The 25,448-nt window shown below is 53.3% G+C and carries 25 protein-coding genes; 9 read left to right on the top strand and 16 right to left on the bottom strand.

What is annotated here, in order from left to right:
- Positions 1-9 precede the first annotated feature (9 nt).
- The 3 genes from ACN0XZ_RS07485 to hflX all read left to right on the top strand — a co-directional run bounded on the left by ACN0XZ_RS07485 (position 10) and on the right by hflX (position 3,240).
- Positions 10-1,452 carry a potassium transporter TrkG gene (locus ACN0XZ_RS07485; protein WP_417457111.1) on the top strand — a complete coding sequence of 481 codons (1,443 nt, stop codon included), beginning with the start codon at positions 10-12 and terminating at the stop codon, positions 1,450-1,452.
- A gap of 171 nt (positions 1,453-1,623) precedes the next feature.
- Complete coding sequence (hfq, locus tag ACN0XZ_RS07480; RefSeq protein ID WP_020398945.1) at positions 1,624-1,869, top strand: RNA chaperone Hfq; 246 nt, start codon at positions 1,624-1,626, stop codon at positions 1,867-1,869.
- The gene (hflX, locus tag ACN0XZ_RS07475; RefSeq protein ID WP_417457110.1) at positions 1,870-3,240 is read left to right on the top strand and encodes a GTPase HflX; all 1,371 of its coding nucleotides are present in this window, start codon (positions 1,870-1,872) and stop codon (positions 3,238-3,240) included.
- An 8-nt stretch (positions 3,241-3,248) separates the two neighbouring features.
- On the opposite strand, the gene mazG is transcribed toward hflX, so the two are convergent.
- Positions 3,249-4,064: a nucleoside triphosphate pyrophosphohydrolase gene (gene mazG, locus ACN0XZ_RS07470; protein WP_417457109.1), complete on the bottom strand. Its 816-nt coding sequence runs from the start codon at positions 4,062-4,064 to the stop codon at positions 3,249-3,251.
- A 96-nt stretch (positions 4,065-4,160) separates the two neighbouring features.
- Here mazG and ACN0XZ_RS07465 point away from each other — a divergent pair, with 96 nt between their 5' ends.
- The 3 genes from ACN0XZ_RS07465 to ACN0XZ_RS07455 all read left to right on the top strand — a co-directional run bounded on the left by ACN0XZ_RS07465 (position 4,161) and on the right by ACN0XZ_RS07455 (position 6,839).
- On the top strand, positions 4,161-5,096 hold the full coding sequence (locus ACN0XZ_RS07465) for a glycerophosphodiester phosphodiesterase family protein (protein ID WP_417457108.1): 936 nt from the start codon (positions 4,161-4,163) through the stop codon (positions 5,094-5,096).
- Positions 5,097-5,129: 33 nt separating this feature from the next.
- Positions 5,130-5,774, top strand: a complete 645-nt coding sequence (locus ACN0XZ_RS07460) for a phosphatase PAP2 family protein (protein WP_417457107.1) — start codon at positions 5,130-5,132, stop codon at positions 5,772-5,774.
- A 168-nt stretch (positions 5,775-5,942) separates the two neighbouring features.
- Complete coding sequence (locus tag ACN0XZ_RS07455) at positions 5,943-6,839, top strand: nucleotidyltransferase family protein (RefSeq protein WP_417457106.1); 897 nt, start codon at positions 5,943-5,945, stop codon at positions 6,837-6,839.
- 623 nt (positions 6,840-7,462) lie between these two features.
- Here the strand turns inward: ACN0XZ_RS07455 and ACN0XZ_RS07450 are convergent.
- Positions 7,463-8,677: a chondroitinase-B domain-containing protein gene (locus ACN0XZ_RS07450; protein ID WP_417457105.1), complete on the bottom strand. Its 1,215-nt coding sequence runs from the start codon at positions 8,675-8,677 to the stop codon at positions 7,463-7,465.
- 318 nt (positions 8,678-8,995) lie between these two features.
- Here ACN0XZ_RS07450 and ACN0XZ_RS07445 point away from each other — a divergent pair, with 318 nt between their 5' ends.
- The 3 genes from ACN0XZ_RS07445 (at position 8,996) to ACN0XZ_RS07435 (ending at position 17,246) form a co-directional block, all read left to right on the top strand.
- Complete coding sequence (locus tag ACN0XZ_RS07445; RefSeq protein WP_417457104.1) at positions 8,996-11,080, top strand: helix-turn-helix domain-containing protein; 2,085 nt, start codon at positions 8,996-8,998, stop codon at positions 11,078-11,080.
- A 151-nt stretch (positions 11,081-11,231) separates the two neighbouring features.
- Positions 11,232-12,275, top strand: a complete 1,044-nt coding sequence (locus ACN0XZ_RS07440) for a hypothetical protein (protein WP_417457103.1) — start codon at positions 11,232-11,234, stop codon at positions 12,273-12,275.
- Positions 12,276-12,617: 342 nt separating this feature from the next.
- Positions 12,618-17,246 carry a DUF4347 domain-containing protein gene (locus ACN0XZ_RS07435; protein WP_417457102.1) on the top strand — a complete coding sequence of 1,543 codons (4,629 nt, stop codon included), beginning with the start codon at positions 12,618-12,620 and terminating at the stop codon, positions 17,244-17,246.
- Between the two features lie 84 nt (positions 17,247-17,330).
- Here the strand turns inward: ACN0XZ_RS07435 and ACN0XZ_RS07430 are convergent, their stop codons facing one another.
- The 14 genes from ACN0XZ_RS07430 to ACN0XZ_RS07365 form a co-directional block, all read right to left on the bottom strand.
- Positions 17,331-17,996 (bottom strand): hypothetical protein, encoded by a 666-nt coding sequence (locus tag ACN0XZ_RS07430; protein ID WP_417457101.1) that lies wholly within the window; start codon positions 17,994-17,996, stop codon positions 17,331-17,333.
- A gap of 658 nt (positions 17,997-18,654) precedes the next feature.
- The gene (locus ACN0XZ_RS07425; protein WP_417457100.1) at positions 18,655-19,737 is read right to left on the bottom strand and encodes an RNA polymerase sigma factor; all 1,083 of its coding nucleotides are present in this window, start codon (positions 19,735-19,737) and stop codon (positions 18,655-18,657) included.
- A gap of 289 nt (positions 19,738-20,026) precedes the next feature.
- Positions 20,027-20,440 carry a hypothetical protein gene (locus ACN0XZ_RS07420; protein ID WP_417457099.1) on the bottom strand — a complete coding sequence of 138 codons (414 nt, stop codon included), beginning with the start codon at positions 20,438-20,440 and terminating at the stop codon, positions 20,027-20,029.
- Positions 20,441-20,485: 45 nt separating this feature from the next.
- Positions 20,486-20,728 carry a RebB family R body protein gene (locus tag ACN0XZ_RS07415; RefSeq protein ID WP_417457098.1) on the bottom strand — a complete coding sequence of 81 codons (243 nt, stop codon included), beginning with the start codon at positions 20,726-20,728 and terminating at the stop codon, positions 20,486-20,488.
- Between the two features lie 56 nt (positions 20,729-20,784).
- Positions 20,785-21,111, bottom strand: coding sequence for a RebB family R body protein (locus ACN0XZ_RS07410; protein ID WP_417457097.1), 327 nt, complete (start codon positions 21,109-21,111; stop codon positions 20,785-20,787).
- 111 nt (positions 21,112-21,222) lie between these two features.
- On the bottom strand, positions 21,223-21,453 hold the full coding sequence (locus ACN0XZ_RS07405) for a RebB family R body protein (protein ID WP_417457096.1): 231 nt from the start codon (positions 21,451-21,453) through the stop codon (positions 21,223-21,225).
- A 72-nt stretch (positions 21,454-21,525) separates the two neighbouring features.
- A complete protein-coding gene (locus ACN0XZ_RS07400; RefSeq protein ID WP_417457095.1) occupies positions 21,526-21,855 on the bottom strand; it encodes a hypothetical protein in 330 nt (109 codons plus the stop codon).
- Positions 21,848-22,180, bottom strand: a complete 333-nt coding sequence (locus ACN0XZ_RS07395; RefSeq protein ID WP_417457094.1) for a hypothetical protein — start codon at positions 22,178-22,180, stop codon at positions 21,848-21,850. Before ACN0XZ_RS07395 ends, ACN0XZ_RS07400 begins: the two co-directional genes overlap by 8 nt.
- Positions 22,181-22,348: 168 nt before the next feature.
- The gene (locus tag ACN0XZ_RS07390) at positions 22,349-22,678 is read right to left on the bottom strand and encodes a RebB family R body protein (protein ID WP_417457093.1); all 330 of its coding nucleotides are present in this window, start codon (positions 22,676-22,678) and stop codon (positions 22,349-22,351) included.
- Positions 22,679-22,886: 208 nt separating this feature from the next.
- Positions 22,887-23,210 carry a RebB family R body protein gene (locus ACN0XZ_RS07385; protein ID WP_417457092.1) on the bottom strand — a complete coding sequence of 108 codons (324 nt, stop codon included), beginning with the start codon at positions 23,208-23,210 and terminating at the stop codon, positions 22,887-22,889.
- A 202-nt stretch (positions 23,211-23,412) separates the two neighbouring features.
- Complete coding sequence (locus tag ACN0XZ_RS07380) at positions 23,413-23,736, bottom strand: RebB family R body protein (protein WP_417457091.1); 324 nt, start codon at positions 23,734-23,736, stop codon at positions 23,413-23,415.
- A gap of 236 nt (positions 23,737-23,972) precedes the next feature.
- Positions 23,973-24,305: a RebB family R body protein gene (locus tag ACN0XZ_RS07375; protein ID WP_417457090.1), complete on the bottom strand. Its 333-nt coding sequence runs from the start codon at positions 24,303-24,305 to the stop codon at positions 23,973-23,975.
- A gap of 228 nt (positions 24,306-24,533) precedes the next feature.
- Positions 24,534-24,866, bottom strand: a complete 333-nt coding sequence (locus ACN0XZ_RS07370) for a RebB family R body protein (RefSeq protein ID WP_417457089.1) — start codon at positions 24,864-24,866, stop codon at positions 24,534-24,536.
- Positions 24,867-25,037: 171 nt separating this feature from the next.
- Complete coding sequence (locus tag ACN0XZ_RS07365) at positions 25,038-25,349, bottom strand: hypothetical protein (protein ID WP_417457088.1); 312 nt, start codon at positions 25,347-25,349, stop codon at positions 25,038-25,040.
- Between the last annotated feature and the right edge of the window lie 99 nt (positions 25,350-25,448).

The following is a 25,448-nucleotide window of genomic DNA, read 5'->3' as shown; positions in this document are numbered from 1 at the left end:
TTTTCCGTCATGTGGACAAGCCGCCTCTTTTTCCTTGTTGGTTGCTGGATAGTTATCCTGACATTGCTTCAGCTTGTGCCGTTTTTTACCGCCCTCGCGCTTGAAGAGGGCGTGGCAGCGAGCAGTTTTTTTGCGTCTATGTCTGTCGGCTTGCTGGTTGGTGGCTCGCTCTATATGGGATTCCGCTCATCAGAGCGGGTGCGCATCAGAAAGCTGACGATCCTGCTGCCGCTTGTTGGCGGTGTAGCGCTTGCCTTTGCTGCAGGGCTGCCCTTTTTCTTTCTGTTGCCGGATGCTGGGCTCATCACAGCCTTTTATGAAGGCATGTCGTTGATCACAACAACCGGCGCCACGGCATATGATGGTTCCCTTTCCGAGATGCGCTCGGTTCAGTTGTGGCGGTCTATGGCGGCGTGGTTTGGCGGCTTTATGGCTGTTTGTGTCTCGCTTTCGCTGCTGACAGCGTTAAACAGTGGTGGGATCCAACTTCACCGGTCTGCCTTGCCATTTGGCGATAGCGAGAAGGGGTACCCTCGGCTTAAAGCAACAGCTGTGACACTATGGCCGGTTTATGCGTTGTTTACCGCGATCTGCTGTCTTTTGTTGATGCTTGGGGGTATGCCGTTTGACAGCGCTGTGATGCTGTCGATGGCAAGTGTGAGCACGACAGGCATAACGCCGGACGGCGGGCATGTTGTCGCTGGCTTTTGGCCGCAACTTGTTGTGGTTGTTTTCACGATCTGCGCCGCGCTTAGCTGGGACATGCATTACGCCCGGCTTAAACAACTGCGTTTCAATATCCAGTTCACGCTGGAGACACGCGCATTTACATTGGCGCTTGCCTCAGCGGCGGTTGTCCTTTTTTTCCTCTCGGATGAAGGGTGGATGAATGCGTTATGGGGCAGCATTTTCGCCTCTGTCTCTGCGGTAACCACTTCCGGCTTTGCGTCCGGCGACAGTCATTTTTCAACAGAACTGCCGCTTGCCAGTGCCATTGTATTAATGGCGCTTGTGTGTTTGGGCGGTTCTGTTGCGGGCACGTCAGGAGGGATCAAGATGTTGCGGGGCGTCATCCTTGGTATGCTTGGAAAAGCTGAGGTAGAACGCCTCGCGCTACCGCACGGTGTGCGGGCGCTGCGCTATGAAGGGCAGAGCGTGCAGCCACGCGATATTGAGGCTGTCTGGCTCGTGTTAGGTGGCTTTGTCTTTGTATTTGTGGTCGGCGTACTGACACTCGCCATTTTTGGAATTCGATTTCAGGAGGCGATTGCGCTCGCGCTATCATCACTCGCGCTCTCGGGTCCGATGGCATTCGCGATTGACCCCTATTTTCCGGGCTTCACGGGCATGCATGACAAAGATTATATTGTACTCTCCATCCTCATGCTCGTCGGGCGCGTTGAAGCGTCACTCTTTCTGGCGCTTTTCGCAAAATCGTTATGGCGTGGATAATTATCCTAAAGCCTGTTGACCGAAAGCCCAGACCTCTGACATATATGTATCCGCACGCAATTTCCGGTGACGGGGAGTTACTATGGCCTTATTAGCTCACGATAACAGGGGATGCGCGCTATCGCTCTTAAGGTTGATATAAACATAAACAAATAAACATACGGACAGTCCATGTCAGAAAAAAATCAGAACCTCCAGGACGTCTTTCTTAATGCCGTTCGCAAATCCAAAACGCCGGTGACGGTGTTTTTAGTCAATGGTGTTAAACTGCAGGGAGTTATAACCTGGTTCGACAACTTTTGTGTGTTGTTGCGCCGCGATGGGCACTCTCAGCTTGTGTACAAGCATGCTATTTCTACCGTGATGCCGTCTGGCCCCGTACAATTGTTCGAGCCGGAAAAAGACCTAGAGGGTTAATTGGCAAATAAAACTGATGACCGTTCGGCGAAACAGCCGGGCGGCGGCTGGTCAACCGAGGGACTTGGCTATCTCCAGGATGAGGGGGCCAAGCAAAGGGTGTATGTTGTGCACCCTTATCTCCGTGACCGGCGCGAAGCCTCACATCTGAAACGCTCACCAGAAGCCCGGCTTGATGAAGCCATGGGGCTTGCGCTCGCTATTGACGTTGACCTTGTCGGCGGCGAGGTAACCCACTTGCGTGAACGTCGCCCCGCGACGCTGATTGGCTTAGGCAAGGTGGACGAGTTGAAGGCGATGGTTGAGGAAGAAGAGATTGATCTTCTTATTTTCGACTGTGAACTATCTCCCGGCCAACAGCGCAATCTGGAACGTGGTACCAAATGCAAAGTGATTGACCGTACAGCGCTCATTCTCGAGATATTTGGCGCGCGTGCGAGCACCAAGGAAGGTGAGTTGCAGGTAGAGCTTGCCCACCTTGAGTATCAACGAAGCCGTCTTGTTCGGTCGTGGACCCACCTTGAACGCCAGCGTGGCGGCTCAGGTTTTATGGGCGGCCCGGGTGAAACCCAGATCGAGGCCGACAGGCGCATCATCGCCGAGCGCATTACGCGTATCAAACGCCAGCTTGAGCAGGTCACGCGTACGCGTACCCTTCATCGCGCGCGTCGGCAAAAGGCACCGTACCCCGTGGTCGCGTTGGTTGGATACACCAACGCAGGCAAATCAACGCTTTTTAACCGCTTGACCAAAGCCGAGGTATTGGCGGAAGACATGCTTTTTGCGACGCTCGACCCAACGATGCGGGCGCTTGAAATGCCAAGTGGGAAGCGTATCATCCTTTCAGACACGGTTGGTTTTATCTCAGAACTTCCAACAACCCTTGTGGCGGCATTTCGCGCGACACTTGAGGAAGTATGCGAGGCCGATATCATCGTTCATGTAAGGGACGCATCACATCCTGACAGCGAGATCCAAAAGCTGGACGTTGAAGAGGTGTTGGCGGACCTTGGTGTTGAAATCACCGAGGAAGGTGAGGGCACGCCCACGATTGAAGCACTCAACAAGGTTGATTTGATGAGTGAGGAAGAGCAAGCCGCGCTTGTGACCAAGGATGACCGGATACGGCACATGGCGGCCCTTTCAGGCCTAACCGGCGAAGGTTGCGACCGCCTTATCGCGACGATTGATGACCTTCTGGGCACCACAGACCTGCATATGGAGCTGACGGTACCCTATAGCGACGGTGCAACGCAGGCGTGGTTGCATGCAAACTCCAGCATTCTTCGTGAGGAGCACGGGGAGGAAGGGGTTACATTTGAGTTTAATGTTGACCCGATTGCCTGGGCGAAGTTTTCACAGCGTCATTAGCAGGTAAGCTATTCTGCGGCCTTCTCTTCTGCTTTGGCCTGATCCCACAGCGCATCCATTTCCTGCAGGTTGGATTGGGCCGGTGAGCGACCCTCTGCCGCCAACAGCGCTTCTATACGCTGGAAACGGCGGATAAACTTTGCGTTTGCCCCTCTGAGAGCTTCTTCCGGTTCGATCTTCATGTGGCGCGCGAGGTTAGCCATAACAAAGAGCAGGTCGCCAAACTCCTCCCTAAGGCGTTCATGTGGTTCACCGTTTTTGTGGGCTTCAACAAGCTCAGATGCTTCTTCCTGCATCTTATCAAGGACCTGAGTGGTGTTTGGCCAGTCAAAACCTACCCGTGCGGCACGGTTCTGCAGCTTCAGGGCGCGGAGCAGGGCGGGAAGCCCTACGGTCAATCCATCCAGAACGGAAGGAATGCGCCCCTCGGCTGAGGCTTTCTCCGCTCGCTCTTTCGCTTTTTGCGCCTCCCACGCGCTTGTCTGTGCGTCTGCGTCTTCAATGGTCGCGTCGCCAAACACATGTGGGTGCCGGCGCACCATTTTTTCACTTACGTTTTGAACCACATCTGCGAAGGTAAATGCACCTGCTTCCTTGGCCATCTGTGCATGAAAAACAACCTGAAACAGCAAATCCCCCAGTTCGTCCTTCAGGGAAGCCATGTCGCCAGCCCGGATGGCTTCCTCAACCTCGTAGGCCTCCTCAATGGTATAGGGGGCAATGCTCTCGAAATTCTGCTCTACGTCCCAGGGGCAGCCATTTTCCTTGTCTCGCAGGCGAGACATGATGGAGAGCAAGTCCTCAAGGGTATAGTGATCAGACATTCGTTTTTCCGCGAAAATAGTTGAATTTGGCCCAAGCATCATGCCTTAAAGGACCTGCGTCAAGGTGGATGACGCTGCAACATGGGACAATTTCATATGATCACGAGATATCTGTTTGCTGGTCTGATGCTGATCGCCGGTATGGGCCCCTTGGCATGGGCTGAGACTGTGCCTGCGCCAAAGGACCTTGACGCTCGTTATTATATCGAGTTGCCCGCAGGTGGCGCGGAAGCATTCTTTCAGTACACACCTAATAGAATCCCCCTGATTAGCCATCACAGAGGCGGGCCTGCGCCCAGCTATCCGGAAAACGCTATTGAAACCATGGATAACGCGCTCAGGTACGGTTTTGGCCTGATGGAGGTTGACGTTGCGCAGTTGGCTGACGGCGCGCTTGTGCTAATGCATGACGATACGCTGGACCGCACTACCACCGGTACGGGTGCGATGAAAGAGAAGACCAGCGCTGAGCTGGCCGAACTGAAGCTCGTTGACAATGGTGGTCAGACGACAGAGTACCGCATTCCAAGCCTTGAAGCGGCGCTTCGCTGGGCAAAAGGCAAGACAATCCTGACCCTGGATATCAAGCGCGGCACGGACTTCAAGAGGGTTGTTGACGCTGTGAGGAACGCGGGCGCAGAGGACTATGCGGTCATCATCTCCTACACGCTCGAGCAGGCGAAGGCATTTCATCAAATCGCGCCAGAGCTGATGCTGACGGTATCCGTGTATGATGAAGAAGATATCGCTGAACTGCTGGCCAGCGGCATTAACCCGCGCAAAATTATCGCCTGGACGGGAACGTCGCTCAAGGCGCCGGAGTTCTACTCGGCACTGCACACCCAAGGGTGGCGCGTTATCACAGGCACTTTCTCGTTAGATGACCGTTTGGCAGAGCGGGGCGACGCTGGTGAATATCTTGCAATCTATTCTTCCGGTGTTGATGTGATCGCGACAGACCGCTTCTGGGCAGTACAAGCACAGATCAGGAATCCGAACCTGTTTTATTTTGTACGACGCGCTGCTCAATAAGGCTAAGTTATGGGTAACAAAGGGGAGGGCTCAATGAACGCATTAAAACAGTTAAATCTCAAGGCGCTTTTTGCGGGCGCGCTTGTGTTTGCAGCGTGGGCATATGCGACATTTTCTGACTTTCTGGAAGGTTTTGACCGCTGGGGCCTGATGTTGTTTCGCAAGGAAACGGACGGCAATTTCCTGCCAATTGGGCCAGAGGGTACGCCTGATATCGTCATGGCAGTGACCCATATGGGGGACACGATCACCCTGATAGTGGTATCGCTGGCGCTTGTGGGGTGGATTCTAAGCAAACACTCAAAAACGCTGGCTACTCGCTGTGCTGCCGCGATTACAGGGGTTTTCCTGATATCACCCATATTCAAATTTCTTTTTGACCGGGACCGGCCGGACATAGTGGAACAATTGGCTCATGCGTCCAGCAAGAGCTTCCCAAGCGGGCATGCGCTGCGCTCTGCCGGTATTTATCTTATCCTTTATGTTGTGCTGTCCGGCTTCCTCTCCGTACGCGGAAAACAATTATTATTTACAATAACTTCCACTGTTATCGTGCTCACGAGTATCAGCCGGGTGTATCTCGGTGTGCATTGGCCCACGGATATTGTGGCCAGTTGGATTATCGCGCTCACGTGGCTCTATTTCTGTAAAAAGCTGCTGACGTTAAGAACTCCATAAGGTCTCACTGCTACTGTGTGGTGCTATGAGATCATTGCGTTTGCAAGATCACTCCGCTATGCATGATATGACAAATATGTGAACAGTTCACGCTTGGGGGAGTTGTGAACTGTAGTAAAGGCGCCAGTTTAGGCGTGGGTTTTTAGGGTAAGAGGGGGAAAACGGGGCATGAACGAAATGGCCATCTTTGAGTTTGAGGCTAACAATCATCCCGAATGGTCACACGAATTTCATCCGTATTGGCAATCAATCTATAAGGGCACCCGCGACTTTACGGCGGTTGTGCTCGCGGGCACTCGGTGTGCTGATGACCCGGTTGCAGCGTTAATTGGCGGCCAGTTCAAGGCACTTGTGCCTATTTGCGGTGAACCGATGATTTTACGTGTGGTGAAGTCGCTTGCGGGCTCCAGTGCCGTCAAGCGGATTGTGATTGTGTTTGACGAGCCTGAGATGCTGTATGAAGCATGCCCGGGCCTACGTGAGCCGGTGAATGACATTGAAGTGGATGTTGTGCCGTGTGGGGAGACCATATGCTGCAGCGTGGGCAGCGCAATAGAAGCCGCGGGCGGGCAGTGGCCATATCTGGTCACAACAGCTGATCATGCACTTCTGACACCTGCAATGGTTGATAAATTTTGTGAGGACGCGCGCGGTGCCTCTGGCCTTGCCGTGGGTTTTGTTGAGAAGAGCTATCTGGATGCTGAGCATCCTGGCTCCAAGCGTACCTATCTGCCGTTCAGGGAAACCCAGCTGTCTGGCGCGAACCTGTTTGCTTTCCTTAATGAAGATGCCGTACCGGTGCTGGATTTTTGGCGCGCGATTGAGCAGAAACGCAAAAAGCCATGGAAACTCTTCAAGGCGTTTGGGTATCGCAACCTGTTTGGCTTACTGTTCCGCCGTTTCACCGTTGAACAGGCTTTTGAGCGGGCATCTGATGTTCTGGGCGTTAAAGCCTGTGCTGTAAAATTGCCATTTGCCGAAGCAGCTATCGATGTGGATAGCGCAAACGATTACGAACAGGTGAGCAGAATACTGGAGTTGCGTGAGGCCGTTGCTGCCACGTAACACTTTGATAGAACGTAAGAATATCTAAAGCGGTCTACTCTGTGGGCCGCTTTTTTCGTATGGGGGAATTGCAGTGCGGACATTTCAACTGGCGCCTGAGGAGTAGTATGTGCTGGGGGATGGCAACATTGAAAAAATGACCGCAAGAACCGCACCTCCGGCGGCGGCGTAGCAGCATATGTGCGCCAACAGCGACAAGGCCAATGCCAAGGAGAACTGCAACCTCTATTGCGGGCACCAAAATCAGTGCCGCAGGCATCGCCAGAAAAATGAAAAATATCCCGAAGAATTTATCAGCCGTCGTCATCGTGTTAGAACCGTCCATTGCTTTAGTTGAACGTGATTTTGCCCCTAACTACCGATTACAACATAGTCATAAACAATCAATAAATGCTTAAAATTTTATCAATAAGTTTATTTAATAAACCATAGGTTTATGTGAAGCCGAAGGCGCAAAGAAATTTCACATATCGACGAATAAGAGAAAAATCCGTCGAGTATCGGGATGCTTTGCAGCATAGCCGCGCCAATTATGACCTTCGAAATCCCCTGTTTTGAGGTATCACAGTTCGGGTCACATAAATGTGAGATGAAATTAATCCAATCGACGAGGCCGCTTGCAGCTAGTCTTTTGCAGTCACTTCATTGAGTTTTTGTTGAATAGTACACTGAGCGGGTTCAACAAAGGCTCCAACCCAAGCCTCTTGTGGCTTGCCCGTGCAAAAATCAACGCCCTCATACCCTCTGGCGGCGCGCATGAGTTCTTCCGGTTCATAAGGGCTGAGGTCAAAATTATTTTTGCCGGGGAAAAGTTCACTCAGGTCGCGCTCAACAATATTATTAACTTCACGGAACCGGCCATTGTCGCGGCCATTGATGCGTCCCTCGATGATATTGTTGGCCATAAGCGCAAAGCTGCCAGAGAAACGTACGTCCACGCCCTTGGTGTTGATGATGGTGTTGTTGACCATGCGTGTGCTAGCAGCGTTGTTGAGGTAAACCCCTACATCTGCTGGACAATTCATGATGACGTTGGACTTGAGGGTGCCTTTGTAGTGCTGAATTTTGCACGAGCGACCCTGGCAAAAACGCGGGTCAGTGGTGCCACCACCACCGAGAGAAAGGCCCAAACGAGTGCCACCTTGATGGCGCCATTCGCAGATCACCAGATTGCGCTCAAAGAGGCCGTTATCGGAATTGCCCTTGAGGAAGGCGGCGTAACTCACTGTATTGCCACCGTCTTTCTGGAAATCTGCGATAAAGTTATCAATCACCGACCAATAGCGGCCGCCAACCACGTCAATTGTGGTAACCGGATTGCTGGTGCGGCGAGGGCGACGATTGAAAATCTGATTCCCCTCGATCAAAACGTGATCTGGAAAATATTGTTGTTCATCAATGATTTGCCCATTTCCTTTGATAGCAGCATTGAAGTCTATCAGGCGGTTATTGCGTACGGTAGTATGGTCTGCGGTGCCCACGATCTGGAAGGCATGCTCACAGTCACCATCATTGCCGCAAACGCCAACAAACTCCAAACCCTCAATGATCCAATGCTCTCCGATCACTTTGAAACCAATGGCGCGGGGGACCTCTATGACAACTTTACCCGCGGCGGAAGGTCTTATAGTTATTGGGTTTTCTGCGGTTCCGGAGGCCTCAAGCAGAACCGTGGCGGGCAGACGATAGATACCGGGATAGACCGCAAATACATCGCCAGCTTGCGCATTCTTGATAAACTTGTTGAAATCATCGTCTGCGATCAGAATTTCGTCAGCGAATGCTGGGCTTGATCCCAATAAAAACAAGCCGATAAGCATCTGAAATAGACGTTTCATAAGACGATGTCCTCCGCGCGGTGTTAGGTGTCAAAAACACTTTAGCCTTAGCGTCGCATTTACTCAACGGTATAGTCAGGCCTCAAAAGTGTGGCATTTTCCCTGAAAAGTGTGGCGGAATCTGTGTTATAATAGCGGATATGTGCGGCCAAAGTGTGGCGCGAATAATTCGCCATTATGTTGAGTGACAATGTGACTAAGCATTTGTAAATAATGAAGATAATCGCGTTGTTTTTCCCGCACGGTTGACCTTGAGGTGCGGCATGCGCTAGCGTCCCGTTTCGCCACACATCGGTTTTGGGGGAGGAAGCGCGCGCGATGATGGTATTTTCCCACTTCACGCTGCTTATTTTATCGGTCGCGCTTTTGCTGGTTGTCGCCATCGTCGAGGTCGCGCGCAGTACCCGCCGGGACAAGCGCCGCAAATGGCTGCTGTGGCATCTGGTGGCAACATTGGCCTTCTGTTTGTGCTCGCTGGCGGATGAAAGCATCTACACCCCAACGGTGCGCATTTCATATTACCTCGAATACCCCACCATCCTGGCGGCTGCGCTGCTGTACGGTGAATTATGTTATGCGGTTGCGGGGCTGGGGGGCAGCAAACAGCTCAGGATATACAGAGGCGTGGTGTACACAGCCACCGCCATTTGGACCGCCGCCTTCTCCTATGCGCTTTATAACAGCCTCGACTATACGCAAGCCATCTATGGGCAGCTGCTGATCCTGCCAATCGCTCTATTCTGCTGGCCGTTGGTCATTTTCTCGCGGGAGTTAACACGAAGCGGCGTCCGTTTCCTGAGTTTTGAAACCTATACGGCCGCCGCACCGCCAATCAGTGATGCCAACAAGGCGATGATTGGCTTCCTGATCACCACCTTCCTGCGGCTTCTGAGCTCAGCAGCCCCTGTGTTTGGCCGCATACCGGGTATGCCGATGGAATTTGTCTACGGCTTTTTCTTCACCAACAACCTGCTGATTGTGGCGGGCATGGTGATCACCTTCCTTGCCTATATTGAGCGCCGCGCTAACCTGGCCGCCCGCATCACTGGCGTGCTCTCCGTTGCGGTATTGATCACATCTGTGTTTGTCACGCTGGCCTTTTTCGCCGACCAACCACCCATGCGCGGGCAGGATATGGCGATGCTGCGCCAGGGCGGGATAGAGATCACCCCTCAGGCAGACGGCTACCGCGCGACCCGCAGTGACGGTTTTGCAAGACCCGAGGACTTGGTGCGCCTCACCTATGAGGAAAAAAAATCCGTCAACATCGCGCTGCCGTTTGAGTTTCCTTTTTTTGGCAAAAGCTACAGCAGGCTGGATATCTTCCCCGATGGGCAGGTCACCCCCACCAATAGTGGGGATGAAGACACAGTCGGGCTTTGGGACGTGTTTTTCTGCCGCAATGGCCAGCCGGTGATCGCGGCTTTCTGCCTGTCGGGCACGGAGCTTGATATCTATGTATCATCAGCGCCAGAGGTTCAGTATATCGTCTGGATGGTGCCGAGCGAGAATACAGGCAGCCAACCTTCCATGGCGTTTGGTGCTGCACTTCGCTCAAGCGGTGTGATCTCGCTGGCCTATGATGCCTTCCCGGTGACCGCATCACTCAGGCGCGCCAATGCGATCGGGGTGCTGGACGGCACCATCTGGCCGCCAGAATCGCTTTCGCTCGCCGATATGCCGGTTGCCAGCACGGGCGGCTCACTGTGGTTCGATCTGGCGCTTGGGCGGCGCCTTGATACGCACGATAGGCTTTACCCGCTCGCCTTCATGCTAATCATCATCATCGGCCTTCTGCTTGTGTTCCTGCGGCCGTACCTGAGCCGCGTCATCGTTAAACCGCTGGACCGTATCAGGGCCGGGGTGAAGCAGGTGGATGAAGGAAACTTTGACCACCGGCTTGATGTGGGCATTGAGGATGAAGTGAACGATATTGCACACGGCTTTAACGCCATGCTGCATTCGCTTGACCGCGCCCGCCAGCGCGCTGATGAGCAAACCGAACTGCTTGAGGCTGAAATTCAGTACCGCACCATTGAGGCCGCGAAGAAGATTGATCCGGATATCCTCTCGAAAGATCAGGTTTTTGAACAAAAGCTGCGGGCAGCGATTGAGGAAAACCTCGGCGACTTCAACTTCCAGGTCACGGAGCTTGCGGAAACCCTGGCTGTCAGCACGAGGCAATTGCACCGGCGGGTTGTGAACCTGACAGCACAAACCCCGGCAGCGCTGATCCGCACCCTTCGCCTGGAATATGGCCACAAGATCCTCTCGGCTCGTGCGGCCAATGTGTCAGAAGCTGCCTATAAATGCGGTTTCCGAGACGTGAGTTATTTCACCAAGCTGTTCACCAGCCGCTACGGCAAAACGCCGTCTGAAATCCTGAGCGACGCTGAAAAATAAGCGATAACCCGCACTTCTTGTGCAGGTGACAAACCTGCCATATGCGGTGACATTCCTGCCATGGCGGAAATGTCAGCCTCGCTGGCAGGATTTTCTTGTCAAGCACAGGTACAACAAGAAGCGTAGGAAACCCGTAACCGAGAGGCGCTTCATGTCACCGTCATCGATCATCAAGGCAATCAAAGAGCGTGGTCAGGCAAAGCCTGCCGCGCAACCTTTGGTTAAAGAAGCACCCGCGATCACCAAGGCGGACGTGGAGCCGGGGGATATTCTGCTTCTTCATTATGTGCCGGAGAAAAACGCCATTGCGGAGATGCTCAAGCTCTTGGGGCTTGCGAAACAGGCGGTTGAAGATTGGAGGCACTGGGCTGAGTATGATCAGAAAACGCGGGAAGAGCATTTCAGCGCCTTGATGCCGCTTATCCATTTTGCGATCACAGCGTTCGACAGTAACCACTTCTTCCATGCTGCCATCGTAGGCAAGGATGCCGCAGGCGATAAAGTTGTGATCGAAGCCGGGCCAAAAGGCATTATGCAGACACCGCTCAGCAACTACTGGGACGGCCCGATCAGCGTTCTCAGGTACCAGAAAGATGCCATATCCCTTGGCGACAAACTGTTGCCGGCTGAGCCTGTGCTTAAAAAAGCGTCCTCGCTTCATGAACGCGGGGATATTGAGTATGGCTATTTCCATGCGGGCCTGCTTGCGGTGTGGTGCCTTTTCCGCGCAGGGGAAGACAGCGTGATGGACCGGCTGCATGCGGCACTTGTGCTCGCTTTTGGGGCACAAACCACCGATATGCTCTTCAAGCTTATCGGGCGGGAGACCATCCGGCTGTTTCTGGTCGATATCTTTCATAAGGCGCTTGACCGCTGGCGGCAGAACAAGCATCTGGTCTGCTCAGAAATGGTGGCGGCGTGCTTCAATCAAGCGGATGGGCTTGGAACCTATACCATCAGCCGCAAGCTCTCAGAGCCGCAAGGAGATGTGGCGGGGGTGATGGGCGCGGATCAGGTCGTGACATCAGAGCTTGAAGCAGCTGCGCGAGAGCTGGCTGGCGCGTTCGAGGGGCTGGAGATCGACCGCCCGCTCAGGGCCGTAGATGTTGCGCTGGCGCTTGTAAGCAGTGACGTGCTCTATACGCCATCAGATCTTGAGCGGTCCATCAGCACTTTCACGATCGGGAAGCTCTAACGCCCCGGGACTGTCTAATATTTATTCAGGGAGCACCTCACCATCCGACCAAATCCGGGTGGTGTTTTTTTGTGTTGCGCCTGCCTATGGGGGGCTAATGACGGTAGGGGTGCCCTCATCGATTGACGTTACGGCTTCCTCGCGTTTCACACGCATTTTTCCATCGGAAATTCCTGCCAATTCACTATGACATTTCTGCCAATGCAGAAAATTCAAGGCTTCTGGCAGGATTTTCCTCAGTGATCATGGGAACTTAAGGGCGAGACAGTTTTGACGCCCAACGGCCAATCGGCATGCGGGCATTGCCACCAGATGGCGGCCAACAGATGGCGGGAGGACCCCATGACCAACTATAAAGCAGTATACGGATTTGACCGCGAAGCAGCGCGCGAGCTTCTGATCATCGACCCAGATGTGAAGGATGTTGAAATCCTGCTTGATGAGCTTTCGCCATCGGTTGAGATTGTCTATCTCAATAAATGCCAGAACCCGCTTTTCCAGATCGCGCAGGCGCTGGCGTCGCACACCCGCATTGAGACAGTACACATTCTGGCACACGGCTCCCCGGGGATGCTGCATCTTGGCGGTGTGGATGTTGATGAAGCCTATCTGCACACCCAAGAAGGCATGCTAACGGCCATCAACGCCTTGCTGGCTGATGATGCCGAGATTGCACTATGGGCTTGCTCGGTTGCCTGGACAAGTCGGGGTGAAAGCTTCATGCGCACACTGGCGGCGGGCGCGGGCGTCAAGGTGTACGGCACAGACAGGCCGGTGGGGGCAGAGGCGCTTGGTGGCCACTGGGACATCGGTGTGCCAGCACCGTTCACCAAAGCCGCGCAGTCATCCTACCCGCATACCCTACCAATGTTTGATTTTTCAAGCGGGTCACTCTCAAGCGGCGATACGGTTTATACGGAAACGCAAAACGGTGTGACCATGACAGTCACCTTCACGGGTGGCACGGTCATCATGTCGTCTGTCGGGGGTGGTGGTGGCTCTGACGGTGTGTTCGTCTTTACGCCAGGTGGGCAGTCTGTCACCAATGTGACGTTTGAGTTTTCCGAGAATATTCTCATCAACCGCCTGCAGCATATTGAGATTGATAACTCTGTCACGGATCACCCAGTTTATCGGGTGACGGAAGGATCACCAAGGGCTGTCCTGTATGCATACGGCCACTTCAGCAGCATTGAAGGGGTTCAAGGCTTCAATCCCGGCGATACAAGTACCTTTCCTTTCTCCAATGCAGGCAACCTGATCATCACCATGGATGCTGGCGGTACCTTTAACCCAGGTTTTGATAATCTGGTGTTCAACCAGTATGCGCCAGAATTTGATGATGCGGACGACACGGTCAGTCTGACAGTTGATGAAAACGACGGGGCGACAACAATCCCGGGTCTTGCCGTTACTGATGATAACGAAGGCGATACACTCACTTGGACCGTTCTTTCAGGCCCCAGCAAAGGGGCTGTCACCCTTACCGGCACCGCGACAGCCACATCCATCGGCGGTGACCTGCCGGGCACCTATACTTATACGCCAGATGCTGACACATCCGGGTCAGACAGCTTCACGGTGCAGGTATCGGACGGTATCGATACTGATACACTCACGGTGAATGTGACAATTGTACCCGATAACACGGCGCCGGTGATCACGCTGCCGGCGAGCCCAAGCGTGACAGAGGACGCAACGAACGTTGCCATCGCGGACACCATCGAGATTGCCGACGCGGAAGATAACGACCAGACCGTTACGCTTACGGTGACGGGCGGTACTGTCTCGCTTGATGGCACCGACCTTGATTTCACTGTGGGTGACGGCAACGACGATGCCACCATGACCTTCTCAGGCACGGAGGCTGAGGTTAACGCGGCGCTCGATAGTCTCACCTTCACGCCAACAGCAAACCTGAACGGCATAGGCGCCGCCAGTATCAATATCGTGACAACGGACTCTGAAGGCGCAAATGACGACGAGACGATCACGATCGACATCGATGCCGCGAATGACGCGCCAACGGTGACGGGCCTAAGCGATGAGTTGAGTTTTGCGGAAGACACAGAAGGCAATGTGGACCTGACTGGTGTGACCGTTGCCGATATCGATGGTGACACGGTTACGGTAACGCTGACAGTCTCGGGCGGCAGCTTTACAACGCTCGCAGACGGGCAGGATGTTGGGGCGGGTGTTGAAGAGGTGACGCTTGCGCCTCCGGTTATCACCCTTGAGGGCACACCGGATGACATCAACACCTACCTGAGTACCGCCGGTAATATCCGCTATACGGGGGCCGAGAACGTAAATGGAGAGGGTGCGGCAACACTTACGGTGTCTGTCAGCGACAATGTGACATCCGCCAGCGATACGGCCAATATTGACATCTCTGCGGTGAATGATGCGCCGAGTGCGAGCGGTATGCCAACAGAGGTGAGCGGCAATGAGGACACCGCCATCTCGCTCGACCTCGACGGCGTTGCGCTGACGGACGTTGATGATACTGAGCTTACGCTCACGCTCACGGCCTCAAGCGGCACAATCTCCGCGGGAGGTGAGCGGGGCATCACCATTGAGGATAATGGCACGGCGGAGGTGACCATCGCCGGCACCATCAGCGCGCTCAACACCTATCTCGCCACAGATTCGGTGACCTTCACCGGAGACGAGGATGAAAACGGCGATGACTATGCCACGGTGACCATTGAGGCTGACGATGGTGACGGACAGGTAGAGCTTGGCACCATTACGGTGGATGTGGATGCGGTGAACGACGCGCCAACCATCTACGGCGTGCCGGAGGGCATCACTGTTGCCGAGGATACCGCTACATATCTCTCGCTCTCTGATGTTGAGGTGACGGATGTTGATGGTGATACGCTCACGGTCACCATCACGGCGAATGAGGGCAGCTTCAGCACGCCAGCAACCATGAGCGGCGTGACCGCGACGCTGGTAGACGCGCAAACCATTACGCTGACCGGTGGCGCGAGCAACATCAACAGCTATTTTGATCAGGCGAGCGCCATTGAATACACCGGGGCGGAAAACGAAAACGGCGTGAATGCGGACCGTATCACCCTCTCTGTCAGTGACGGTACTTTGTCGGCTGACGGTATTGCGCTCGTTACCATCACGGCTGTTGATGATGCCGCCGTGGTGAGCGGTACCACGACAGGGGCTGTTACTGAAGGGGATGAGGGCGACCGGGCAGCGACCGCAACGGGCAGCATCACGATCAGCGACGTGGACACGGGCGATAACCCAAGTTTCGCGGATGTGGCAGAAACGGCGGGCGATAACGCCTATGGCAGCTTCAGCCTTACGGCAGGCGAGTGGACCTATACGCTTGATCAATCTGCGGTGCAGGACCTGGACGACGGGGATACGGTCACGGACACCATCACCTTCACCGCAACCGACGATACTGAGCAGCAAATCACAGTGACCATCACCGGCACTGATGATGAGGCTGAGGTTAGTGGTGCCTTCACGGGGCGCGTTTCAACCACAGGCGACGCAACGGCAAGCGGGGCGCTGACGATCAGCGATGCCGATGAAGACGACACACCGGCGTTTAGCGACGTGACCTCAACGGCAGGTGACAACGGCTATGGTACGTTTGAACTGACAGGTGGGAGTTGGAGCTATACGCTTGACCGCGCGGCAGTTGTGGCGCAGGGGGCAGGGGATACATTAACGGATACCTTTACCTTCACCGCGTCAGACCGCACCACCCAGACGGTTACCGTCACCATTGAAGGCGGCAACGACGCCCCTTCCGGCCCAAGGCTTGTGTCTTCCGGGGTGAATGAAGACGAAGCGGGCGCCTTTGTTGGCACCCTGCACGCGACAGACCCTGAGGGCGACGACATCACATTCATTGTCGCCGATAGCCGTTTTAAGGTTGTTGGCAATGAGCTGTATCTCGCGGATGGGGTGGCGCTCGATTATGAAGAGATTCAAAGCCTGAGCATTAAGGTAACCGCAAGTGATGGCGGTAAAGGCAGCTCTTCACTGTTAGATGTAAATGTTAAGGATATCATTGAACCCATTGTGAATAAACCAACAAATGGGAACGATGAAGCAATGGGTGGGGGTGGCCGTGATACCCTCACTGGCGGCGCGGGTGATGACACGCTTGATGGCGGCATGGGCGATGACACTATCATCAAGGACGACGATGATGACGGGCAGGACGTCCTCGTCGGCGGCGGCGGTAACGACATAATCCGCTCAGGCGGCGGTAACGACTTCATCATCGGTGATGGCGCCTCTGATGGCTCAACCCGTCAAACTATCCCGCAGAACAGCGATACCTCAAGCGATGGCTCTGATACGATCCGTGGCGGCGCAGGTGACGACACCATTCTGGGTGGCGGCTGGGATGATGACCTGGTCAACGATAACGGCCGCTATGACGACGGTGAGGAAATCGCGAGCGGTAGTGGCCAGAATCGTATCTGGGCTGGCGCAGGCAGCGATGTTGCCGTGGGCTCTGGTGGTGCGGATATGATTGGTGGCAGCACCGGAGACGACAAGCTGATTGGCCTTGGCGGTGATGACACGCTTTTTGGTAATGTGGGCGATGATCTTGTTCTCGGCGGCGCGGGCGATGATCTGGCCTACAATGGCAGCGGCAACGATACCGTTGATGGCGGCGCGGGTGATGATACCTTGTGGGCCGGGGCAGGTGACGATCAGCTTACCGGTGGGGCAGGCGCCGATACCTTCTGTTTTGGCAGCACCAGCGGCAATGATGTTGTGACCGACTTCAACCTTGATGAAGACACACTTCACCTTGCCTATCGTAACGACTTTGAAAGCCTTGATGACGTGCTTGCAGCGTCATCTGAAACCACAGTAGGGGGTAGCGCTGGCGTTATGATAGATTTCGGGAATGGCGAAAGCGCCTTCCTGGTTGGACTAACGCTTGATGACCTCGGCAGCGCGCAGATCACGCTTTAGGGTAATCCGCCGATGAGCCTGAAACCAGCACCCGGAATGTGGTCGCATTCCTGGTGCTGGTTGAACTTTTCTTGGTGTTAAGGCTTATGGTTGATCGTGATGATCAACATTTGTGAAGCCAACGCGCGGGCAGAAGGTATAAATATTGTCTGAATTTCTGCTCTTGCCGTCCCCAATCGTCCAGCGGAATTTCAGGCAATGCTCTGGCCCGTCCAGCTCTATGATCTCTATCCTTGTTGGTTCACGTGAAGGATAGACACGTACTTCGCCTTCCTTCCAGTACCCAAGTGGGAATTTACTCCCCAATCCGTTATACGTTCTGGCACCCCAACGCTTTCGTTTGTCATAAATTCTCACCAACCCATCTCTTGAGGCGTTGATCGTGAAATATGATTCCACCATGCCCGTGCGCCGGTTGTTGAATGTCCGACGGTAATATTCAATTTCATCGCCAGCCCACTCAATTTTGGTATCATTACTCTCTGTTTTGAAAGGACCGCTGATGTGATAGTTGTCGCATGGTTTCCCGCCGGAGGAGGCACAAGCTGTCATGGAGACCTCCTTTAAGGATAGCTCGTGTTTCCCGTCCCAATCTCCACCAGTAAATAGTTCAACAGGAATAAACCGTTCTTTGGTGACACTATTATAAGCTTGATCCCAAGGGTTCGTCTCATCGGCGATTAACGCCTGATTGGCACCGAGCAATAAACACAAAATGGTCGCAGAAAAATACTTCAAACAATTTTTCATTCTTAATTATCTTATAAATGAGTAGATAACGGTATTGGCTGGATCTTGAGCCCTATCTGCCGGCTCTGGCTTTTGTTTGGCTCAATGCGACACCCAAACAAAGTCCTAGCGGAAGCCAAAGCCCAACGTTGTCCAGCGCAATTCCGGTCAGCAAGCCCAACATTAGCCCCGTCGCTATAATCTGCGTTTTGGGAAGGTTTTTTCGTCATCTAATATCCTCTAATTGTCTGAGATGATTTTGTTTTTATGCCATATCAGATCATATACTTGGGTATCCGCAGGGGCCTGGTTCAAGGTTTGAACTCAAATAATCCCGCAACTTGCTCTGTTCGGGGGTGTGGGGTGGCGATCAATTACAGTCATTCCCGACATGTAGGAATAGCCAATTGTAGGTAAAACCTGAATCACTTTGTCTCCCATGAGGCGCGCGCTTGGCAGCGATCGTGGTCGAGTAGGTGCGACGGAGCATAAGCTGCACTAAGGTCGTACCGGTGTAACTCGGGTTAAAGGGGCTTGTTGGGGTGGCAAGTACGGTACGCTATATTAATCGCATAATTTATATTATGGGAAATTTCTAGATATCTTTGGCACAGGCTCGTTGTGCCATCACTGTGACGTGTCACTGAAAATGTCAGACTGCCAGCTATCGCACGAGCAACTAACGTATTCCGGCACGTTTGAGTTGGTCTCGTGCGAGCTGGATACGTTTGCGCACCGTATCGGTCCTCAGATGCAGGCGCTCTGCAATCTCTGGGTAAGACCATCCCTCCACGCAGCGCAGAAAAAGCGGCACACGGAGATTATCAGATAAAAGGCTCATGGATTGATGCAACTGGTCCAGCTGCTCTTGGCACAGCGCGATCTCTTCCGGTGACTGTTGTGGATCCGTATAGAGCGTATCCACAACCTGCATGCCTTGCTCTTGGTCAAACGGCCGGCTTTCTGTGCGTTGTTCGCGCCTGAAATGGTCTATGCACACGTTATAGACAAGTTTGCTGAGCCACGCGCGCTCGTTCACGATGCTGTCTGAATATGCCTCAAACTTCTGTGATGCACGTAGCATGGCGTTGCTTAATGCATCTTCCGCATCCGCCATATTGCCCGACATCATGCGAATGCATTGCCCGCGTAAATAATCCTGATGGCCGAGCCAAACGTTCCAGAATGCCTCATAGGCAGCGCCTTCACCGTGAGTTTCAACATCCTGTTCAACAAACTCCGGCGCGTCGGTTTCAATCGGCCTGAGCGGCATCTCTTCAAAAAAATCGCTGGTATCGGCCTGATCATACGTGTCTGGCGAAACTGCAGGCTGATTGGGCGCTGGAGGCTCATTTGGCGTCGTGGCGGGTGTACGCGCAAATGGTGTGTTAAGGCTGTCAGCGATGATTTGCGCGGGGTTTGCGCCAAAAAGGCCCATGTTGAAGCCCTCGAGGGCCTTGGTGATCGGGTGTTCCGTCCAATCCGGTTTGCTGGGCTCAGGAATGGCATTCTCCGACTGGCCCGCAGGCGTTTGCCTGGCCTCAACGTCTGGCTCTGGCGCAGGTTCGGTAGTTTGCGGTTTTTTCGCTGTCAGTCGGTTTTTGGGGAATAATCGATGGACGTTGGCGGGACGGTGTCCGTTAAGGGCGGTTTCACTGGTTTGAGGCGAGTTTTCTGCGGTTTTTCTACGCTTTCCTGTGCCTTGCCTTTGATGCCAGTTCGCGCGCAAACTCTCCTGTGAAACGTCACTATACCTCCCCATGTCCCGCCCCTTTCGGTATAAGTCATCATTGTAGGTGCCCCCTCGATCACAATCTTTAGTTCTCGAAGTACAACTGAGACGTCACCAAACAGGGTTTCGTGAACCATAAGATGTATTAAAACACGTTACGCGATATTTCAGTTATGTGAATATTTGTATGTGGGAAGGGCGAAATACGGTGAATTTTTGCGCTGATTTTCTCAATCGTGCGGCACTAAGATCGCAATACCAACGGCAAAAGCCGGACAGAAACCCCTGCCCGGCAAACATTTGAGCTTTAAAAATTAGCCTAGGACCGAGGAAAACTTGAAACGACAGTACCTGCTGCCGAGCCAACTGCCGCGAAATTTTCCTGAGCGCTTGTAACGGCCCCCGTTGCCGCCTCGATAATAGGCGTGTATTCGGCAGCCAGGGCCGGGTTTTCTATCATCAACTGCAGACAAACACCCTGTGCGGTGCCTGCTATCGTCATGATATTACGAAGATAATCGGTTGCATCCTGCACGGAAAATGCTGCAGCCTGCGCAACTTTCTGGTAGGCAATGCCCGCAGCTTCTGGCCCTGCCGCGCCCAATACGACGCTGTTGGTCATATCAACAGCCTGGACGATTTGCTGGTTTAGGTCCTTTGTGACCAAACTGTTTGCAGGAGCCACCGGGTCGGTATCATCATTTGCGTCGATGTCATCATTGTTTCCAGCCATCTAACTTCCCCTGTAACATTAAAAAATATCTGTAAGTATCAGATATTAAGTCTTTCCACCTCCAGCTGCGGCCAAGATCATGGTGATGGCGCTAGAGGTAACGGCATTGCCGATCTGCTGCAGTCCACCCTGTGCCTGCTGTGCGTTTTGCATGGAAAGGCTGATTGAATGCGCCATAGTTTGGTATACGAGCCCCATGGCTTGCGCTGGCGCTTCCGCCACAACCTTAACGTTGCTTTGGGTGACAGCGTCTGTGATCTGTGAGTTTACGGGTGTGTTATCAGCCATTGTCTTAAGCCTGTGTTATCGCCGTTGCCGGACTGTTTAAATCCTACAATTCTCTTTTAAATCCTGTTTAAGGCGGCAAGAACCACCAGAAGCGTGAGCATTGTTGAGGTGGTATCGCTGCGCGCTACTTTTGCGGCACTCGTGGCCGCCGCCATCGAATTCACGCTATAGATCTGCATTACGCCCAGATTTGCTGCAGCTTGTGCCGATATGGCGCCTTGTTGTTGGGCCTGGACACTGTTTTGGAACATGATCCCGGTGGAATGTGCGGCGCTTTGCTGCATTGCTGCTTGTGCCATCGCGGGCGCGCTGCCGAGAACCATCAGGTTACTTTGGGTAACCGAGTCCGTGATCTGACCATTTACATATGTTGGTATCGCCATGATATTTCCTGCACGAGCTTTGATAGCTACCCTGAACAAGCGTTATCGGATCTCTTCATGATCCCCAGTATTGTTTAGACGGGCCCAGATGGCCTTTGTGAACCGGATATTTTAGCTGGCACCTGCTTTGATGATCAGCGTCACCACCGATGAAGTGGCGGCGTTGCCAACCTGTTGCATGCCGCCCTGGGTTTGTGTGGCATTCTCAAGCGCCAAACCAACAGAGTTGGACATGCTTTGAAATGACATACCTACAGCTTCCGCCGGTGCTTCACCCAGCACCTTCACATTGGTCTGGGTTACAGCATCTGTGATCTGTGAGTTTACGGTCTTAACTGCCATGGTGGGTCCCCTTCCCCGTTTTGTGGCCCATTGTTCACCCCGGGTTTTAGCCGGTTGCCTGAACTATTGAGCTTAATAACAAGCGAGATCGTTCTTGTTTGTGAGAATATAGTCCTTGAGTAGATCCTTCAGGTCTTTGATGGCCTGGGTTTGCTCAGCGTTTGTCGCAGCCACCCGGTCTTCTCTATCTTCATGCCGCTCCTGATGCTGGCTTGCGAGCGTGGCTGCACCACCGAACCCATAACCGTTCACCATATGAGCAAACAGCACACTTTGGGACTGAGCGAGCGCGAGCGAGGTCTGCGCGACGGATAAAGCGCTACTGTTTCCAAGGGCCGAGATATTCGCTTGAATGACAGCATCGATAACCGCCGGGTTAACATATTGGTCTTTGTCAGCCATGGGAGTGATCCTTTTTCGCTGCTACACCGGGCCTGGTGAGGACTTCGGGCGAAATGCCGAAAATATCCGCGGTGTACTTGAGCACGTCGAGCTGGCTTTCCTTTGTCATGCGGCGCTGCTCTCTCACCATCGTGGCAAAGAGAGCGGCTTGAGCCTGCGACTGCGCAAAAATAGCCTGATCGATGGAAACGGCGGCGCTGCTCGCGATCCCGTTCAGCACATCAGCTGCTACACCTTCGGAGGCGCGTTCAGCAGCGTGATCCTGCCTGTCTGAGGACGGCGCGGTGTTTTCTTCTTTCTTCTTTCGTTTCCAGCGTCCAAACATAATTCTCTCCCGTCTCCTGAGGCCGGATAAGTGCTCAAACCTGGCGTCCACTCAGGGCTTTCCATGTTGACGGGTCACGGGGATGGTTTGTGAAGGTGGAGAAGAAAAATATTTCAAAGCATAAAAATAGGCGCAGGAACACCGCTCCTGCGCCAGTGGCTGGTGATTTTAGAGAATTTGATCGGTCGCAATCAGTGCTGAACGTGTTGTCAGCACCTCGTTTGGTGTATCGCTCTGTGCAATTTTGGTCGCCGCTGCAACACTTGCCATCGTATTCACTGTGTAGATCTGAATAACGCCCTGGTTTGCTGCTGCTTGCGCTGCAATCCCTAGCTGCTGCTGCTGCGCAACAGCAGACTCAAACATCAAGCCGGTTGAATGTCCAAGCGACTGATAAACCGCCCCCATTCCTGTTGCTGGCGCCGCACCAAGTACCTGCACGTTTGCTTGTGAAACTGAATCGGTGATCTGGCCATTGACCGGGGTATTACTTGCCATGCTTATTCTCCTTACAACCCGGAATGGGTTCCTGAATGCTATACGCTCGGTATGTCAGCTGGTCCTGACACGCGTATATAGGTAAGACGACCTTTGCGGGTGCTTGTGAAGAAGCTTTAGCGCTTAATTGCAAATGCTTCAGGCAAATAGAAACCCACGGTCAGCATGACGCCAACACGTGGGTTTAAGGTGCTTTGGGGAACTATCGTTAGCTTTGCGTCGCCTTGAGCGCTGTCAGGAGTGACAGCATGGTGTCTGGTGTGTCGCTCTGCGCAATCTTGGAGGTTGCAACCGCACCCGCCATCGTATCGATGCTGTAGATCTGGATCACGCCCTGGTTGGTGGCTGCCTGAGCTGCAATTGCAAGCTGCTGCTGGGATCCTACCGCATTCTCATAGAGGATACCGCTTGAGTGCGCGAGAGATTGATAGATAGCGCCCATGGCCATTGCTGGTGCGTCGCCGAGCACCTTGACATTCGCCTGGGTTACTGAGTCAGTAATCTGACCATTAACAGGTGTTGGAATTGCCATTGTGTTTCTCCTTCGAGACTTGTGTCAAATGAGCTTCGGGTTGCCGCCTGCTGGGCTTGATCCGCTCATTATATCGACGGGAAAGACAAGGCTTTGTGAGAAAAAAAGTGAAAGAAATAGCCGAAAATTTTACCGAAGATACGAAAGCCGCGCCAAAACCGATAAGGTCTGTGACGCGGCTTTGTAAGCAGCCTGCACTCGCTTAGGACTGAGTAGCCTTGAGTGCGGTGAGCAGGGAAAGCATGGTGCTTGGTGTATCGCTTTGTGCGATCTTGGAGGTCGCAACCGCGCCCGCCATTGTGTCGATGCTGTAGATTTGGATAACGCCTTGGTTGGTGGCTGCCTGCGCGGCAATACCCAGCTGCTGCTGTGAACCAACGGCATTTTCATACAGAATACCGGTTGAGTGTGCGAGGGCTTGAAAAATTGAGCCCATGGCCATTGCTGGCGCGTCACCAAGTACTTTAACGTTTGCCTGTGTTACTGCATCTGTGATCTGGCCATTCACTGGGGTTGGCATAGCCATAATAGTTTCTCCTTAAGAACCTGTTGTCATGTGAGCGCGCTTACGGCCTTGTGCGGGGCCACGCTGTACTCAGATTAAGGACGGTGTAATTGACGCTTTGTGAGCATATTTTTGCTGTTTCCTGCGAAAAAAAACGATTTTTGGCAGTGTGGTATCATGCCGAAACAGCACCAACCCGCTCCATTTAAAACAGAGCGGGCGGTTTGGGGTGCTGCAGCTTTTGGGCTGGTCTGTGATTAGGTGACTGGCCCTTGCGTTGCCTTCAGAGAGGTCAGGAGCGACAGCATTGTGTCTGCTGTATCGCTTTGGGCAACCTTGGACGTGGCAACGCCTGCGGCCATGCTGTCAATGCTGTAGACCTGGATCACGCCCTGATTGGTTGATGCCTGCGCGGCAATCGCCAGTTGCTGTTGTGCGGCCGTTGCATTCTCATAAAGAATACCGGTTGAATGCGCGAGGGACTGATAAATAGCACCCATCGCCATTGCAGGAGCATCGCCCAGAACCTTGACATTGGCCTGGGTGACAGAGTCAGTAATCTGATCATTTACAAGTGTTGGATACGCCACGTTTCGTCTCCTCGTCTGATGTTTCCATGAGCCCGCAGCGCCTGTGTGCCTAATACGGTCTCTTGCTGATAAGACGGACATGCCGAGGATTTGTGATGTGATATTTTATCGCGATGAAGAAATAATATATGTCTTTATAATCAGTGATATATAAATATTATTTAAACAAAAACATTGCCGACACACGCATGTGCGTATGTCGGCATCAAGTTCTACTCAGCTTAGTCTCTAGCTCACTGCGCCCTGGGTTGCTTTCAGAGCTGTCAGAAGTGACATCATGGTATCTGGCGTATCGCTTTGCGCGATCTTGGATGCTGCGGTCGCGCCAGCCATGGTGTTCACGCTATAGATTTGAATAACCCCCTGGTTGGTGGCTGCTTGCGCGGCGATGTTCAATTGCTGTTGGGATGAAACACCGTTTTCAAACATGATGCCGGTGGAATGCCCCAAAGACTGATAGATTGCGCCCATGCCCATAGCAGGTGAACTGCCGAGCACTTCAACGTTTGCCTGGGTGACGGAGTCCGTGATCTGGCCGTTCACGGGAGTTGGCGTGGCCATATTTTATCTCCTTCGAATACAAATTTTGACGAGCCAGGTGAGCGCCGCAAAGCTATGAAGCGCACTGCTCGTTGTCATGACGTAGGAGTTGGGGATTTGTGAGCAAGAAGTTGAAATTGATCAGCCCGCGCACTGTTTTAGCGGCACGCGGGCTCTCACTATAAGAACGAACTAGCTTTCAAGCGGCATCGGGAGCGGTTCTTTCAAGCCCGCTGCTTGCGCTAGAACTGCAATCGAATATTCCGTTGCGACCTTGGTTAGGCTCTGAAGTTCAACACAATTTCGGTGGATCATATGGATGGAATGCGCAGCAATCTCATTCTGCTGGGCTTCGGCCTGCTCAAAAACACGGGCCATTGACGGATTCCATTTGATAACATCAATCCATTCACGGGCGATATCCGCGCATGATGGTTGTTGCTTTTCATTATTTTCACCAGCTTTAGGCGCTGCCAAAGGCGATGACTTTTGTGCTTTAGTCATTCAAGCTCTCCTCATAATGGTGCCGATACAAGGATAGCACGCTTTTTAGCGCATGTCTCGCTCCAGGCGCGAGTTGCACAGTCGTTTCATGGGGGAGTG

Origin of the sequence: Kordiimonas sp. (assembly GCF_048264555.1) — a bacterium.
GTDB lineage: Bacteria > Pseudomonadota > Alphaproteobacteria > Sphingomonadales > Kordiimonadaceae > Kordiimonas.
This window is presented reverse-complemented; position numbering and strand designations above follow the sequence as displayed.